The organism is Bdellovibrio svalbardensis, from assembly GCF_029531655.1.
In the GTDB taxonomy this organism is placed as follows: Bacteria; Bdellovibrionota; Bdellovibrionia; order Bdellovibrionales; family Bdellovibrionaceae; genus Bdellovibrio; species Bdellovibrio svalbardensis.
This window is the reverse complement of sequence record NZ_JANRMI010000002.1, coordinates 424,473-439,889: the sequence shown is the minus strand read 5'-3', so window position 1 is coordinate 439,889 and position 15,417 is coordinate 424,473. Positions and strand designations below refer to the sequence as shown.

Annotated in this window: 11 protein-coding genes; 8 read left to right on the top strand and 3 right to left on the bottom strand. The window is 45.9% G+C overall.

Going from position 1 to position 15,417, the window contains the following annotated elements:
• The first annotated feature begins 406 nt into the window (after positions 1-406).
• The 3 genes from NWE73_RS07335 (at position 407) to NWE73_RS07325 (ending at position 6,791) form a co-directional block, all read left to right on the top strand.
• Positions 407-2,164: a hypothetical protein gene (locus tag NWE73_RS07335; RefSeq protein WP_277577649.1), complete on the top strand. Its 1,758-nt coding sequence runs from the start codon at positions 407-409 to the stop codon at positions 2,162-2,164.
• Positions 2,165-2,314: 150 nt separating this feature from the next.
• Positions 2,315-3,463: a hypothetical protein gene (locus NWE73_RS07330; protein WP_277577648.1), complete on the top strand. Its 1,149-nt coding sequence runs from the start codon at positions 2,315-2,317 to the stop codon at positions 3,461-3,463.
• Positions 3,450-6,791, top strand: a complete 3,342-nt coding sequence (locus NWE73_RS07325; RefSeq protein WP_277577647.1) for a hypothetical protein — start codon at positions 3,450-3,452, stop codon at positions 6,789-6,791. The genes NWE73_RS07330 and NWE73_RS07325 overlap by 14 nt, the downstream gene beginning before the upstream one ends.
• Positions 6,792-6,885: 94 nt before the next feature.
• Here the strand turns inward: NWE73_RS07325 and NWE73_RS07320 are convergent, their stop codons facing one another.
• Positions 6,886-7,629 (bottom strand): helical backbone metal receptor, encoded by a 744-nt coding sequence (locus tag NWE73_RS07320; RefSeq protein WP_277577646.1) that lies wholly within the window; start codon positions 7,627-7,629, stop codon positions 6,886-6,888.
• A 135-nt stretch (positions 7,630-7,764) separates the two neighbouring features.
• On the opposite strand from NWE73_RS07320, the gene NWE73_RS07315 reads away from it, so the two are divergent.
• Positions 7,765-9,057, top strand: a complete 1,293-nt coding sequence (locus NWE73_RS07315; RefSeq protein ID WP_277577645.1) for an enoyl ACP reductase FabMG family protein — start codon at positions 7,765-7,767, stop codon at positions 9,055-9,057.
• A 23-nt stretch (positions 9,058-9,080) separates the two neighbouring features.
• Positions 9,081-9,923, top strand: coding sequence for an MBL fold metallo-hydrolase (locus tag NWE73_RS07310; RefSeq protein ID WP_277577644.1), 843 nt, complete (start codon positions 9,081-9,083; stop codon positions 9,921-9,923).
• Positions 9,924-10,140: 217 nt separating this feature from the next.
• Here NWE73_RS07310 and NWE73_RS07305 read toward each other — a convergent pair whose 3' ends face one another.
• The gene (locus NWE73_RS07305; RefSeq protein ID WP_277577643.1) at positions 10,141-10,845 is read right to left on the bottom strand and encodes a hypothetical protein; all 705 of its coding nucleotides are present in this window, start codon (positions 10,843-10,845) and stop codon (positions 10,141-10,143) included.
• 70 nt (positions 10,846-10,915) lie between these two features.
• Here NWE73_RS07305 and NWE73_RS07300 point away from each other — a divergent pair, with 70 nt between their 5' ends.
• From NWE73_RS07300 to NWE73_RS07290, 3 genes are read left to right on the top strand one after another with little or no spacing between them, the layout of a single operon-like run.
• Positions 10,916-12,055, top strand: a complete 1,140-nt coding sequence (locus tag NWE73_RS07300) for a phospholipase D-like domain-containing protein (RefSeq protein ID WP_277577642.1) — start codon at positions 10,916-10,918, stop codon at positions 12,053-12,055.
• Between the two features lie 52 nt (positions 12,056-12,107).
• Positions 12,108-12,710 (top strand): ATP/GTP-binding protein, encoded by a 603-nt coding sequence (locus NWE73_RS07295; RefSeq protein ID WP_277577641.1) that lies wholly within the window; start codon positions 12,108-12,110, stop codon positions 12,708-12,710.
• Positions 12,710-14,476, top strand: coding sequence for a hypothetical protein (locus tag NWE73_RS07290; RefSeq protein WP_277577640.1), 1,767 nt, complete (start codon positions 12,710-12,712; stop codon positions 14,474-14,476). The genes NWE73_RS07295 and NWE73_RS07290 overlap by 1 nt, the downstream gene beginning before the upstream one ends.
• A gap of 166 nt (positions 14,477-14,642) precedes the next feature.
• Here NWE73_RS07290 and NWE73_RS07285 read toward each other — a convergent pair whose 3' ends face one another.
• The gene (locus tag NWE73_RS07285) at positions 14,643-15,269 is read right to left on the bottom strand and encodes a hypothetical protein (RefSeq protein ID WP_277577639.1); all 627 of its coding nucleotides are present in this window, start codon (positions 15,267-15,269) and stop codon (positions 14,643-14,645) included.
• Between the last annotated feature and the right edge of the window lie 148 nt (positions 15,270-15,417).

Genomic DNA, 15,417 nt, shown 5'->3' with positions numbered 1-15,417 from the left:
CGGCCACATTGTGAGTAAGTTTCAATTAAGAAATTGCAAGGAAATCCCCTATTAGTATGGAATTGTTAAGAAAAAAGCCCTGTGTCCCTGTTGTAAAGCCTCAGAATCCGCAACAGTTTTACAACTTCATCTCCTGATAAATCGCAGCTCGCAGCGAAAACAATACGCATGTCTTAGAACTTATGAAGGATATTGCAACAATCGAAACAAAAAGTTCGTTAACAACAAACCAACAAAATTTGTGCTCCCCCCAATTCTGCGAACAAGACCTTGTGCAGAACCCTCTCTGACAATTCCCTTTCGTGGCTTCTGTCAATTGCTGCGACAGCAATTCACGCAGAGATCGATTCTATTGATTCCCAGTTTGAGAAGTCGTGGCCCTGGGTTTGCAACCCGATCCCTTATTATGAAAACCTTAAGACATCCTTTTAATATAGTCGCACTCGGTTTAACGGCTTGCGCGTTATTGGCAGCACCTTGGGCTTCCGCTGATATATTAGGAGCAACCCCTGCGCCTTCTATGGAAATTGCGTTTAAAAACAGTAACTCTGCAAAGGGTGCCTGGACTGTGCGCAAAACACAGTGGGATGCGAGTGATGAGCAAGGTTATCAGAACTTTGTGGTTCGCATGGCGAAATCAAAATGTAACAGCGTTGATACTTGCTTCAAAAATCCAATGTCGAATCCCTACTATGATCCAGCCCAAGAGTCTGAAGTTTTCTTCTATGCTGACTGCGGCAGATTCCCCTACCTTTTAAGAATGTATTATGCCTGGAAAAATGGTCTTCCGTTCACAGCAGTGACCGGCAAATCAGGAACGCCGGAAGACATTGAAGAGTGGACGAGCGACCAAAGAAAGCTTTTTAACTTATTCCCCAATGCAGCTCGTGACTTCTCTTTAGCGAATAGCAAAAGCGGGACACTGATGAAGTCTCGCACCACTATTCCCGCAGCAGAGCCAAAGTCCTACAACTTCTTTAGTTCGGCTCGCTACATCATCTCTAATGTAAATTCATCGAATTATCGCTTTGATGCGAACACAACAATGCCCGTCGATCCGGACTTTTACCCGGTAAAAATGGATCGCAACAATATCAAGCCAGGAACGATCATCTACGATCCCTCAGGGCATGTGGCCGTGGTTTATGAAGTGACACCAACTGGTGATGTTCGATACTTCGACTCCCATCCTGATAACGGAGTCACTCATAAGCTTTACAATAAAGCGTTCCTGCGCAGTCGCCCGGCTCATGGTGCCGGATTTAAAAACTTCCGTCCTTTTTCAATTGTCAGCGCGCGCAGCAATTCCACTGGCTATACGGCTGGAGCGATCGTGACTGCAAACAACCAAAGTATTCCTGGTTTTTCGCTTGAGCAATTTGTGGGAACAAATCCAGATCCCTCTGGTAACTGGTCCAAAGGCACTTTCGCTGTCCAAGGCCGTATCGTTGACTATTATGAATTCCTGAAATTGAACCTTGCGACAGATGCCAATACAAAAATTCGCCCGCTGGATCAACTCAAAGCAGAAATCGATGAACTTTGCTCTGGCTTCCAAGATCGCGCTTTGGATGCACAAAAGGCCATTGACCAGGGCTTGCATCTGCAACCCCATCCAGAGAAATTGCCGATGAATATCTATCAGGCCGAGGGCGATTGGGAAAACTATTCGACCCCTGGTAGAGACTTCCGAATTCGCTCGACGTTTTACGAAATCATCAAATCCATCAAGGGATACAACGATCGCATCAACGCCCGTGATTCTTTGATTGAATATAATGGTGGCAGTTTTAAGGCCGACGTTATTGCGATGGCCAAAACCGCGGGAGAAACCTGCAGGATTTCTTACAAGAACTCTGCAGGGAAAATGGTGACCTTCAATTTACTCGATGGCTTGAGCCGCGTAAATCGCCTCTCCTTCGACCCGTATTTATGCATCGAAAGACGTATGGGAGCCTCTTCGCCCCAAGAGCTTGGCACTTGCACTGATGATGAGAATAAAACTCGCTGGTACAAGGCTCAGAACTTTATCCGCAATCTTCTCGTGAAGGACAACACCGTCGTGTATGGTCAAACCCTCGAAGAGCTCGAGGCGGAAAATGCGAAGAACCCTACGTTCTATCGCTATGACTTCCTTTACTATATCGACAAATACATCCCTTAATCCCATCACTTGGCTGTCTCATAGAAAGACAGCCAGCGCCGAAGAACGTCACCTGTACAAAGCATTTTTATTAAGTCTTTTACTTTTGAAATGAAGAGCCTTTTGCTGCGCACGGCTTTTGAAATGTAGTCCTGTGAAAATGGGGACTGCATGAAAAGAAGTGTGATTTCGACATTTTGTCTCATTATGATACTGGCTTCGCAAGCTTGGTCTCAGGACCAAGTGGTGAACCAAATCAGCACTTCTTTGCCAACAAAGAAGAAGGAAGAAAAATTCCAGGCAGACTGGCGAGTTCGTCTTGCTGGCCAAGACTTCAAGGATGAGCAATCTCAATCAAAATATGTCGATTTCCGTTTCGATCTTCGCTCTAAGTACACTCTGTCCTCTTCATTGTTTCTGGATCTACAGCCTTCCATTCGCCTGGTTTCAGGCCAGTCTCAAACTATTGATGGCGCAGACAAAATGGAAAATAAGATTCTTTTGAATCAAGCGGCCGCTCATTATACACCTTTCAACAACCTTCGTTTTTCAGCAGGTGCTTTGAACCAAAGATTCATGCACTCCGCCCTCTTGATCGACGATATGGCATTCCCAGCGGCTCGTCTTATGGGTTTGGCAAAGGGTGACACCATGGAAGCTGGTCTTGCAGTAGAAACAGCCATCCCAACATCAACTTCTTTAAGCACAAACACCAAAGAACTTGAAGCGACTCCGTCATTGAACACTGCGGCTTTGCTGTTGAAATGGCAGCCAAGCAAAAATACTTTCTGGAAAACTGGTGTTAGCTACTTCTTGTTCAACAATCTACCGTCAGCAGTGGCGCAACAGTCTTTGCTGCTGGGAAATATGCAAATCAACAACGTCTCTGACGCTCAATACACGTTCCTTAACAAGTTCCAAGGCATCGAAGCTTCCACCGAGCTGCAAATCCCGGTTCTTAGCAGCGTCGATCTTCTGGGCCAAGTGGATTACCTCCACAATGACAAAGTCTCTTCTGAAGACGCGAACGCAGTCAGATACTCTCTTGGAACGAATATTCAAATGACCCGCAATATGGATTGGACATTCAAAGGTTTCTACTTTTCGATCGCGCCAGAAGCGGCGGTCTCTTACTTCAATGCCCGCAACTTCGAAACCAATCGCATCGGTTACGGGGCAGAGACTTATTTTTCTTTCAAAAAAGAAGGTTTTAAATTGGGCATCCAGTACAGAGACGCGGAAGTCATGTATGCAAACCCAGTTCAATCCCGCGAAAAGGCTTTGATGATCAAGTTGGAGACATTCTATGCAAACATCTAAGACTCTTATCACCCTACTTCTTAGCTTGAATGTTCTAAGTCTTGCGGCTTGTAACTTGCCGACACCTAAAGATAAGGAAGCCACAGCGCAAGCTGCTGATGCTACTGCTGACAACTCGGAAGCGGCAACCTTCAATGTTGAGGCGGCACCAAGTCGTTCTTCTGTTTTGGAATCTACCAAAGAAGGTTCATTTGCCCTTCCTACTTCCAAAGTGTTCAACCTTTATGCTTGCTTGAAAGACATCTACTACAACAAAGTCATCTCGGGTCACAAATTTAAAATCGACGAAGCCGGCAAAGAAGTCACAACAGATGCTTCTGGCTGCTTGGTTTGGTCTGAAACAATTCAATACAATTATTTGGCAGATTCTCAGTACATCAAGATTGACCGTCACATTCGCGGCACAGGCCTTCATAAGGGCGTGCGCACTGTTTCTTATGCGATCAATCCCTGGTCTCATGGCGAAAACCTAGCGCCCGTGATGGATGTAAAAAACGAAGATGCCATCCCTAATTTGGTAAAGTCCCAAAAGGTTTCTTCTTTGGCACTCAAGGGTTTCTCTGCGGATCAAAAACTTCGCACTCGTCCTCTTTGGCTTGAAGAGGGACGCTTGTTTGTGACAGAACAAAAGCTAACTTCCACCGGTGTTGATCTTCTCGTTGAGATGAGAGGAACTCCTGCGATTCAATTAACTAAAATGAACGGCGAGATCGTTCTCCGCCCCTTGACATCCGGTTCCTTCAAAGCACGCATTAAGTTGATCCACTCTTACCTTGCAAATGGCAAAGAACTTCACCGCTTGCTTGCGCAAACAGCGGTTCTGGACGCTAAAATGGAAAACGGCAGCTTGGCTGTAAGAGCTCCAATCTCTTTGGCGGCGATCCCAACTCGTGGACAAATGGTTTTGGGTGTGCAACTTCTTCCTGAAAACGGTCCAGAAGGCCTTACTGGCTTTGATGGCATCTATATTCTTGGCGACTATGACCAAATCAAAGGTTCTTCTTTCTTGAAATTAGCCAGCCAAGTGGCACAAGAGCAAAACTTCAAGATTGATAACTACGTAAATGCACAAATGCCAAATGTATCAAATCCAGCTTCTGGTTCTGGTTCTGGCTCTGGCGCGCCTGCGGAGACCTTGCAGCAAGACGCCTATCAAAAACCAAAGATCGAAGTTTCTCAGCTTGAGATCAAAAATGTTAGAGTGGGTGCAGAGACCACTTCAACTCGCGAAGTGATTTACAATATCAAAGCCTGTGTAAAAAATGGCTTGGATCAAAAATCGGCTCGTGCACAAACATTCAAAGTCACAAAGTTCCGCCAAAACGAAGGTGATACCGCAGTGTCTGCCTCTGTAAAAACTGACAACAATGCCTGCATCACTTGGGATGAAAGCATCAAAATCAAATACTTCGATTGCCAACGTTACATCAAAGGCTACGTACAAATCGAAAATGCAGATCTTGGCATGAACGAAAAACTGGCGATCATCGTAAATCCTTGGGACAACAATGGTTCCATGGGTCGTGATCTTCGCTATGTCGATGCCAACGAAAAGCTTGCTTTGGATTGCAAAGCAGAGTCTCGTCCGAAGACTCAAGTGATCATGGACTCTTTCAGCTACAACACTTTGTCATACAACTATCAGGTGGATAACCTTTTGAATCTCAATGTTATCAAAAAGATTCAGTTCAAGATGGATCCGCGTATTTTGATGTACTCAAGTCTTTCCTACGGTCGCGGCGAAGTTGAAAAGCTTCGTGACGGTGTTTATCTTCTTAAACTGGCAGTTGTTCGCAACCGCGACTACGACAGCAAGAACACTTATGTCTCTTCAGCAGAAAAATTCGTCAATGTCATGAGCGGTCAAATCAACACAGATATCACTTTCCAGACTCAGGATTTGAAAGCGCTGGGCAACCGCAATAACATGCTGGTTGAACTTTACCCTGTCGATGAAACTAAAGTGGAAGTAACTGCTGCCGGAATCAACCTCAAGCAGGCCGGCGCTGCCCTTGATTCTGCGATTGATACAAGTACCGGCCTTGAAACCCCAACTTTTGTGGGCCCTGTGGTTTTGAACGTCGACGAGGCTTCTCGTCCATTGAGAATTGTCGACGCGTCATCAATCAGCACTTTCCTTTTGAGCGGTTCAGGCAACAATGACTCAGCAACAAAGGGATTGATCACTCAAGTTGTCAAAGAAGGTCTAGATGCCAAGGCTTCTGCTTTGAAAGCTGCGACAGCTCGCTCTGCAAATCCTCAATTCGCACAAGAGAACAATCTAGCATTGATCAACGTCAATGCTATGCCAGCAGCTTCTCCATTGACTAAGGCTTTGAATATCAAACTGGCTAACACTCACTACATTTTGAATAAGGAAGACCTCCAAGGCATCATCACAAACGGTCGTCTTACAAAAGAGGCGGCACAGAAGCTTTGTGCTTTCTGGGCAAACGACTTCTTCCCAAGCCAGCACCCGGATAAAGGCGGTGCTGTTATGGACCTCCTTAAAATGGGCTTCGGTGGCGACTGCTTCCATGCAGTAAGCAAAGATCCTTCACGCTTCTTCCAAGTTGAAAAACGTCTGGCTATCAAAGAAGTTGGTGGAACGAAATACGTAAAAGGTTTCAATCAGGGACTCTCTGTGGGAACAAACTTCTCTTACGTAAAATCGCACTCAACTTCAGTAACGAAATCAGTCAGTGTCAGCGCTAAGGCTGGTATCTCCAAAAAGTTTTTGGATCTCTTCTCTTTGGGACTGGATGTGGGTGGATCTATCTCTTGGTCTGCAACCGATTCAACCAGCAACAGCAATGCGATCAACATTGGTATGTCGACATCTATGACTGTACAACAAAGCTTGCTGAAAGTTCGTGTTAATCAATACGAGCAATGCGTGATCGTTAATCTGAATCCACTCTTGTTCATTAAAGATCCAAGTTGGTTCGGTCGCACGGACTATTTGAAAATCTTGAACCCTCGTCTGAATGAATCTGAACAAGCTGACGTGATCACTCGCGGCCTGATGATTTGCGAAGGCCAAGTGCGCACGCAACCGATCGACATCAACGAGAACTTCTACTTGATCGCACAGGAATCATACAGCGCTCAAATGCAAGACAGTGGTGACGAAAGGAATCGCAACTTCTTCGTAGCCTTGAGATCAACGAACGATTTCAACAGATTCGTGCTTGCTATCAAGGGCGAAACGAAAGCTCCAGCGACTGCCGACAAGGAAACGGACCTACAAAAAGAAACAACAAACATGATGGAAAAACTCTTCCAAATGGGCGCCCCATCATTCCCAGGCATGTACCTCGTCAAATAACGAGGTACATAGTACACAGGTCCCACCAACGGTGGGCCTCTAACAGCTTTCGCCAAAGGTACGGCGTACCTTTTTGAGGCTCGCAGCGTTAACTCTACCTGGATTTTAACAATTCATTTTTTAGGAATTCGATACTGCGCTCGCCAAACCAAGAATAAGATTCTCCGTTAACGATGGCCCCATCGACACCGAGCGATTTTAGATCGGATATTTTCTTAGCAAACGGATAAGGTTCCGACGAATACAGAAAAAGTGCTTCGGGATAATCTTCGATTTCCAGCACAGGATACTTTTCCCCTTCTGGAAACTCGACGATCTCTGCTCCAAGCTTTTTTAACACGGAACCGATATAAGTTTCTTTACTCGCCGCCATCCAGGGCTTGCGCCAGATAAGATAGACAACCTTGTGAGCACTCCCCGTTGGCATTTTGACCCATTCCATGAAGCCTGGAATTTTTTTTGAATCCCATTTTGGCGTGGGTGCCTCAAGAATATCCAAACATTGTACGGACAACTCCAAGAGATGAGCATTTTCAAAGTGCTCACCAAGACGGACTAGCTCTTTTTGCAAAGACTCCAAAGAGTTCACATGGGTTGCAAAGTATGGCACTGGACACTCTTCAGCCATTTCAAGGGGGTTCTCCTCTTGATCCAACAGCACCAAATCAGGCTTTAAATCCGCAACCAAATCCCACGAAACGTCTTTGGTTCCGCCCACGATGGGAATATTGGTGATAAGCTTGGGAGGATGAATGCAATAGCGCGTGCGTCCAACAACATTGACGCCTGCTTTCAAAAGGGTCTCCGTCCATGACGGAACCATGCTTACAACTCGCATTTAAATCCTCCTTTTTCAGAGTATATACTGAGACTAACGGAGTCAAAAGTTGACCGTAGATTCAGAGCGGACGACTATAGCCGCTTAACATTCCCTACTCCGGCCTTGCTGGAGTGTAAGTATGAGGTTCATTTTATGACGCAACTCTTCCCACTTCGCGGCAAACCAGCTTTGGCTCCTTACAAAAAAGGCGATGTCCTTGTGCTATTTGGTGAGCTTTTCTCTCGCGGTTATGCCAATGGTTTGGTCGAAGAAGCTGAACATCGCGGCATGACAATCGTTCGCGCCACAGTGGGTCGTCGCGAAAAAGACGGCAGCCTTCGCGCTTTGACAGCTGAGGAAACAGAAAACATCCCTAAGCCTTTCATCAATGTTCCCCTTGAAGCGGGTTTCGACATGGAGCCCGACTCCAAAGGCGTGACTCCTTGTGATCTTTTGAAAGATGTTAAGCTTGGCGAATGGCAAGACACAAAGATTGATTGGAAGTCTGTTGAAGAGTCTCAAAAGAACAGCGTAGTTCGCTTCAAAAAGAACACAGAATTGTTCATGAAGGAACTTGAGCAATACATTCCTGCTGGGGCCAATGTTGTTTTCGCTCATTTGATGGCTGGTGGCGTTCCCCGCACTAAAATCATCATGCCTTTGCTGAACCGTACATTCAAAGGGACTGGCGATCGTCATATTCCATCAAAAGCTTTGTTCGATTCTGAAATTGGTCAGCTTTGCTTGAAAAACTTCGTCGAAGTGACTTCTGAAACCTTCCGCCATTTGGTTGAAATTTCAGCACCCCTCCGTAAAAAATTGGAAGCGCAGGGTGGACATGTGGCTTACACAGCCTACGGCTACCATGGAACTGAAGTCTTGATTCGCGGTGCTTACAAATGGCAAACCTACACACCTTACTTCCAAGGCTGGGCAAAAATGGACTTGGAAAAGTTGTCCGAGCAATTCAGCAAACAGGGTATCAATACCTGCGTTTACAATTGCCCAGAGATCCTTACGAACTCCAGCTCAATCTTCCAAGGTGTTGAAGTATCACTTTATCCTTTGCTTGCAGCTCTTCAAAAAGACGGCGCAGACAAAAAACATACAGAGAAGGTTCTTGCTGATTGCAAAGCCCTTTTGAAGGATGATGTGACTTTCGAGCAAATCATCAAATTTACAGATGACTACTTAACTAATGACCTGACTCTTGCCTACAGCAAGTTCGAAGCGTGGCCTCAAAACTCCGGCAAAGAGCAAATGGAATACATGCTAACCAGCTCTGATCATTTGTTCGCCATGCACAAGGACGAAAAACAATTGATCACAGCTGTTTTGAGTGAAGTGGTCTTTAAGTCTTGCGGTTATGTGATGCTTCATGACTCTTGGAAGCCAAAAGCTCCTGTCGCGTGGATCGGTCACGACCTCGTTGCTCAATGTACTTAGTTTGTTCTTAAGCGGAGAAAATCATGTCAGTGAAGGCCGGAGAATCCTGGAGTTACCAAAAATATAAATTCCACGGCCTTTCCCTATCAGGAATTCGCACCGCCATCGCCATGCCGGAGTTGTCTCTCAGCTTCGATGTGGCCCAAGGTTATCCGTACCTTTTAAATTTGAAAAATTTCTTTATCAGCCATGGCCATCTGGACCATGCCGCTGGTGTACCCTATATCATTTCCCAAAAAGCCATGACCTCCCAAGAGGCCGGCAAGTTCTATATGCCCAAATCCTTGGTTGAACCCTTGGATCAAATCATGAAGATCTGGGAAAAAATCGAAGGCCACCAATACAAGTACGAGTTCATCGGAGTTGAAGCCGACGATGAAATCTACCTCAATGCCCAAACCTACGTGAAGGTCTTCCCAACCACTCACCGCGTAGACTCTTTCGGCTACACAGTCTTTGAGATCCACAAAAAACTTAAAGCAGAACTTCAAGGCCTGTCACAGGATGAAATCGTCGATTTGAAACGCCAAGGCCACGAGGTCAACGAACTCCAACACATCCCCGTGGTGAGTTTTACCGGCGACACCCAAATAGAATTCCTCAACTCAAGGCCCTGGGTCCGAGACTCAAAAATTCTATTAATGGAAGCCACTTACCTGGACAGCAGAAAGACCATCGAAGCCGCCCGCCAATGGGGCCACACTCATTTAGATGAAATCATCCCAAGACTCCAAGACATCAAAAGCGAAAAGATAGTCCTCATCCACCTATCCAGCCGCTATTCCGACACCGAAGTAAAAAAAATAATCCAACAACGAATCCCCGCCGAATACCAAGACCGCATCGAAGTCTTCCCCGGCCGCTAACAAAAATTCACCCAACTAAATCAGATCATTTAGTCGCAGAGCAAATTTTCGCAAAAACTTTAAATGAGGCTTTGCCGAAGAGAGGCCTTCGTCGGCGCAGGATGCGCGAACCGGGCAAAGCCCGGCGACGATGAGGCAGGATGCCGTGCCGAACGAAGCGCAAAGACTCATTTAAAGTTTTTGCGAAAATCCCCGCCCGGAGCCGAACGAATCCAGTTTAGAACATGTCGTTGAGATCAAGCCAAAGTTTACGACTCTTAGACTTCTTGTTTTTAAAGTGTTCAGTCCATTCTTGCGAATTGTGCTTAGACCAATGCTCCGCCAAATTAGCCGCAAAAATCAAAGGACTATATCCCTGGCCGATTTTGTCTTTTGGAGGACGAAGCGCCGTCAACATTTCAGGACCATAGAAAGCACTTGGCGCAAGGCGATCGCGCTCACCCAACTCACCGATGATCAAGGCATTTTGTACCTGCCCCAGAACCGTGCGACTCAAAGAGCTCGAAGCCTCATTGGCTTTGGGTGCTCCAGCGGATCCCACAATCACCAAACCTTTTTGAGCCTTCTTGTTCAAGAGCTCCACCAGGTCCTTGTTTTGATCATTCACTTTCATATTGAAATCAAAGAAAACAAAACTGGTCGTGTCAGGCAAAGACTCCACTCTTTCACGAAGACCTGGCATATCGACAGTGCCTTCCTTTGTATAAGGAGTGTAGTTTACAAGCTCGCAGTTCTTGCAAGATTGACTGTCAAAAACAGGTTTGATCTTCTTTTCGAAGTCGTCCTTATTTTGCGTTCCAAAATAAACTACGGTTGTTTTTCCTGATGGGACTGATGCGTGAGCGAATGCCGCTCCCCAGCACATGATGCCCAAAAGACTTCCTGTCAAAGTTTTCATAAGATTCAATTTGTTCAATGTCATGTCATAGAGTTTGCCCTCGCGTTTCCTTTGCTGTCGACTTTTTTAATTATTTATTGAACAATGCAGCAATATGGATTCATGGAGCCGAGTTCAAATTTTTCATACAGGCGACGACTATTTTGAAAGTCTGATGAATGACCTTCGGCATGCCAAAAAAAGCATCACGATAGAAGGCTATATTTTTGCCATCGATCGATTGACCCAAGAACTGCTCAAAGAACTAGAAAGAGCCCGCCAGCGCGGCTGTTCCGTCAAGTTGATCGTCGACGGATTTGGTTCTTACAATTACATTCCTGAACTTACAAAAATTTGCAATTCCTCGGGCTTCGAGATGCGGGTCTTTCACCCGATGCCTTACTTCAGCAGCCTTGCAAGAAAGTGGCCTCGATATCGTGATTTTAGGTTCACCAGCTTTCTCAGTCGCATGAATCGTCGCAATCATCGCAAGATCGTCATTATCGATGAACAAGTCGCCTATCTGGGAAGCTTGAACTTTATTGAAGTGCACCACTCCAAATATGTTGGCAGCAAGGCATGGCGAGACACCGGTGTTCGCGTCGAAGGCTCCGCCATCAAAAAACTTGTCATCGCATCTCAAATCACTTACCTGCGGACAGTTTATCGCGGAATTCTTACTTGGGTAGGACGCTGGAGAATACCTCACTCATCCTTTTCAACAGCGCTACAATTGAACACCACGCAAAAAATGCGACGCACGCTCTATCGTGACTTACTACGCCTACTCAGCAAAGCAGACTCTCGGATTTACATCACGACGGCTTACTTTCTTCCCAAGCGCTCGCTTTTAAAAGTCTTATTGAAAGCTGCGGAAAGAGGCGTTGATGTCAAACTGATCCTGCCTGGTAAGTCGGATGTCCCTTTAGTAAAATGGGCGGCCTTCAGCCTGGTTCGCTTTCTTTTACATAGCCGCATGCCTATCTTTGAATATCAAAAAACCATTCTGCATGCCAAAACCATGATCGTAGATAACAGTGTCTATATTGGTTCATTCAACCTCAACCATCGAAGTTTGTTACATGACCTAGAAGTGATAGCCCGCTTCCAAGACAGCGAAAGCCTGACAAATATGCTGACTCAATGGGAGACTGATCTTCAGAACTCACGTCCCGTTAGCGAGGCTGACTTCAATTCTTCATGGTTCAGCCGGTGGTTCTACAAGATTGCCTTTCGCCTTCGCTATATGCTTTAAAGAACCCGTTTTTCCTTTGACCTGGACACAGGTTCCTTGTGATCCTAGATGCATGAATTCACAAGTTAAAGTTGCCATTACAGGTGGCCCTTCCGGGGGAAAAACCACCCTTATCGAAACTCTCAAAAAAGAACTCGGGCAAAAATGCGCCGTCGTCCCTGAAGCTGCCAGCATTCTCTATCGCGGAGGATTTCCCCGCTACAAAGAAGCTCAGGGAGTTGTCCATGCACAACGTGCGATCTTTTTTATTCAGCATGAACTCGAAGATATGATTTGTGAAATGAGTGGTAAAAACCTCATTGTTTGCGACCGAGGCACCATGGACGCTTTGGCTTATTGGCCTTCCAGCGCCGGATCCATCTTCAATCAAATCCCTAGCACCCGCGAAGCTGAGCTGGCTCGTTATGACTGGGTTATTCATTTGGATACGGCCTCGCTTGATTTCTATGATTCTTCAAATCCCATTCGCACGGAAAGCTTCGAGGAAGCTTGGGACTTAAATACACGAATTAAAGATGCCTGGGCGGGTCATCCTCGCCGACTGGTGATCGCACACAATGCTGACTTCCTTTCCAAGATCACCACCTCACTGGCGGTGATCCGAGCGATCATGGCCCATAAAAATGCTGAAGAAATAACGAAGGAGCTTCTCTGATGAAACTTTTTACTGTACTTGCTTTCCTTCTTCCGCTGACGGCGCTTGCTCAGCAAAAGCCGAAAAGCGATCTCAAACCTCTTCACTTTCAAGCTGACAAAAACAACTTGCAAGTACTGCCACAGCGTTTCGAATATTCTTTATGGGATGAAGATCGTCTTTCCGTTGGCGATATTCTTATCGACTCCACACAAGTGACATTTTCCCTGGAACCCGCTGAGAAAAAGAACCAGTACCGCATTCGCTTCACTTGGCCCGCGGGTCTTTTGAAGGAAGGCCAATTGGCCATCAAAAACAATACTGGCAAAGCTATTTTAGCAACCGAACTGGATAAAGAGACCGTTAAAATTTCTCGCGGCACCCCGATGGAAGGCCGTGAAAATCTTCGTTCTGACATCGCTTCATTTTCCACCAATGTTGACTCGAAAATTGTTGATGACATGAGATACCTCCCCTTCATGGTATTCTGTATCTACCGTGAAACAGAAGGCACTCGACTTTATCTTTGCTCCAAAGAGCTTTACCTTTCTTCACAAAAAGGTCAGCTGGCGGTAAAACCCCGCAATCTGAATAAAAAGGAAGCCCATGTTGAAATCAACGGCGCCACAGTTGGCAATCAGGGGATCATCTATCTGAATGATCGCAGTGAAGCGGTTAACTTCAGAGGACAAACGCAATCCGGTTCCTTCCTGGAAATCGAAACACGCAGAAATGATGTCGATTTCAAAGATGTGGTTGAAAATGGGAACAGCCTGATCCTGACAGCCTCTGGAGCCGAGCCTGCTGATGAGAAAAAAGTCAGAAAAATCTCTGCGACAGAGTGGCAGATCGCACTTCCGAAAGAACGCCCTATCGTTTATCTCAAGGGTGAAGGCGATATTCCAATGCGCCAGGAATTCAACATCAAAGGGCCTCTTCCTCAAGAAAGCTTCCGCCCCTATGTTGGTGCAAAATCAGCATCAAAAACTTACGCCTCATCTTTGGCACTGCAGGTAACTCCGCCAGCGGAAGGACAAATCTCCCCTGACGCTCAAGATGAAAAGGCCCGCCTTGAACAACAAGGCAATGGCCTGCGCTGGTCCTTAACTGGAATTCCTTCAGGTGAAGGAAGACGTTATCTCAACGTGAAAGCCGGTGAAAACAATTATGTCGTGAGTTACGACACAGAACGCGGAGCCCCTTATGCTTTGTACTTGGGAGGACGCTATCAACTTCCTTCCGGTTTATTCTCTGCAAACTTTGGCGGTCAGTGGTGGATTGAAAACTTCCTTGCCGTCAACTCTTCATGGAGTCGCTTCCACTGGGGCTTGGCTCTAGATCACCAGCAGCATTTAACCAGCAAAGACGACTACGCCAAAGTGGATCTGACGACTCTAGAACTTCTTTGGAGAGCTAAAGCTGGCTTCAATATGGTCGATGAAACTTGGGGCTTGAGCTTGCCAATTCAAATGGTCAGGGCCGAAAGCGACAGCGCCACTATGTTTGGACTTGGCGCCTTCTGGCAGAAACAACCCACACAAAGAACATTGGCAAGACTGATGAGCTGGTCAGAAGTTAAACTTCAATACTTCCCAAGCTCATCAGGTAGCAACTTTAAAGTTAAAAGCGCCTACCGGCTTGGGGCCGATGCCTATAAGAAGCTATCGCCAAAAGCCAACTGGTACTTAAAATACGGCGCTGCTTTGAGCCAGTACAAATATGATCCCGCCGCAAGCAAAGAAGACCTTCAACTGGATTTGACAGCCGCTGCCCACTGGCAATTCTAAGAAAATTATTGGCAAAACCTTACTCTCACCCACAATTCTGACGAATTGTGGGTTTTCATTTTTCATAATCTCGTTTTATTATTTTCTACTGACAAATTTGATGAAGGCTTTACTTTGAATTTAAGAAGCAAAGCAGCGCCGGTATTGCTTTGCTTCTTCAGTTTCATTAATACAGCAATTTAAGATTAAGGAGCGCCGAAGAAATCATCCCCTTCGTCTTCTCAGAATCTGCTCCAGCTGTGACATTCATCGCAGTTGTCACAGCTCTACCGACATATTCAATGACTATATGCTCTCCGATAAACCAGCCAACACCCAATTGAACCCCGGGGCCATTTTCGGTAATGATAATTTGCCCTGCATTTAAAGAACTGGGGGCGGGGGTAAAGTGCGTAAAGCCATAACTAACTGCCAAAGGAATATAGAAAGATGACCACCGATATGCAGTTCCTAGGTAAACATAATGAGTCTGATATTTTGATACAGAAGTGCCAACGTTTAACACAACCCCATTGGCCGTCCCCGATTTAAGCTCTCTGTCAGCTCCATATTGCAGTCCACTAATGAACCCCCAGGAGTCTTGGGGTGTATTCCAAAGATCAACCCCAAAGTCCGCTCCACTTCCATACTTGAGCTCATACTCGATGCTATAAGCGGCACCAGAAGAAACACCATTGCCTTTGAGACTTACCAAATAATTGGGGCTCGCGCCGGCACTAACTCCAAACTTCCAGTCAGCAACGGCCTGACACTGCAGAAGAATAATTATTGAAAAGGTCAGAATGAATTTCATTTGGCCTCCTGAGCTGCCCTACCTAAAGATAAGCAAACCCAAGAGTGAACAGCAAGAATAGTAAATCTTTAAATGTTTATTCTAGGCAAAGGTCGTCGATTGCAAAATGAACTATAGAACAAGTGTGGGGATATTTTCACTAACAGGA

Bases quoted from the DNA above. Each gene is read 5' to 3' on its own strand.
- NWE73_RS07335 (WP_277577649.1), top strand. From the start codon at position 407: ATGAAAACCTTAAGACATCCTTTTAATATAGTCGCACTCGGTTTAACG.
- NWE73_RS07330 (WP_277577648.1), top strand. From the start codon at position 2,315: ATGAAAAGAAGTGTGATTTCGACATTTTGTCTCATTATGATACTGGCT.
- NWE73_RS07325 (WP_277577647.1), top strand. From the start codon at position 3,450: ATGCAAACATCTAAGACTCTTATCACCCTACTTCTTAGCTTGAATGTT.
- NWE73_RS07320 (WP_277577646.1), bottom strand. From the start codon at position 7,629: ATGCGAGTTGTAAGCATGGTTCCGTCATGGACGGAGACCCTTTTGAAA.
- NWE73_RS07315 (WP_277577645.1), top strand. From the start codon at position 7,765: ATGACGCAACTCTTCCCACTTCGCGGCAAACCAGCTTTGGCTCCTTAC.
- NWE73_RS07310 (WP_277577644.1), top strand. From the start codon at position 9,081: ATGTCAGTGAAGGCCGGAGAATCCTGGAGTTACCAAAAATATAAATTC.
- NWE73_RS07305 (WP_277577643.1), bottom strand. From the start codon at position 10,845: ATGACATTGAACAAATTGAATCTTATGAAAACTTTGACAGGAAGTCTT.
- NWE73_RS07300 (WP_277577642.1), top strand. From the start codon at position 10,916: ATGGATTCATGGAGCCGAGTTCAAATTTTTCATACAGGCGACGACTAT.
- NWE73_RS07295 (WP_277577641.1), top strand. From the start codon at position 12,108: ATGAATTCACAAGTTAAAGTTGCCATTACAGGTGGCCCTTCCGGGGGA.
- NWE73_RS07290 (WP_277577640.1), top strand. From the start codon at position 12,710: ATGAAACTTTTTACTGTACTTGCTTTCCTTCTTCCGCTGACGGCGCTT.
- NWE73_RS07285 (WP_277577639.1), bottom strand. From the start codon at position 15,269: ATGAAATTCATTCTGACCTTTTCAATAATTATTCTTCTGCAGTGTCAG.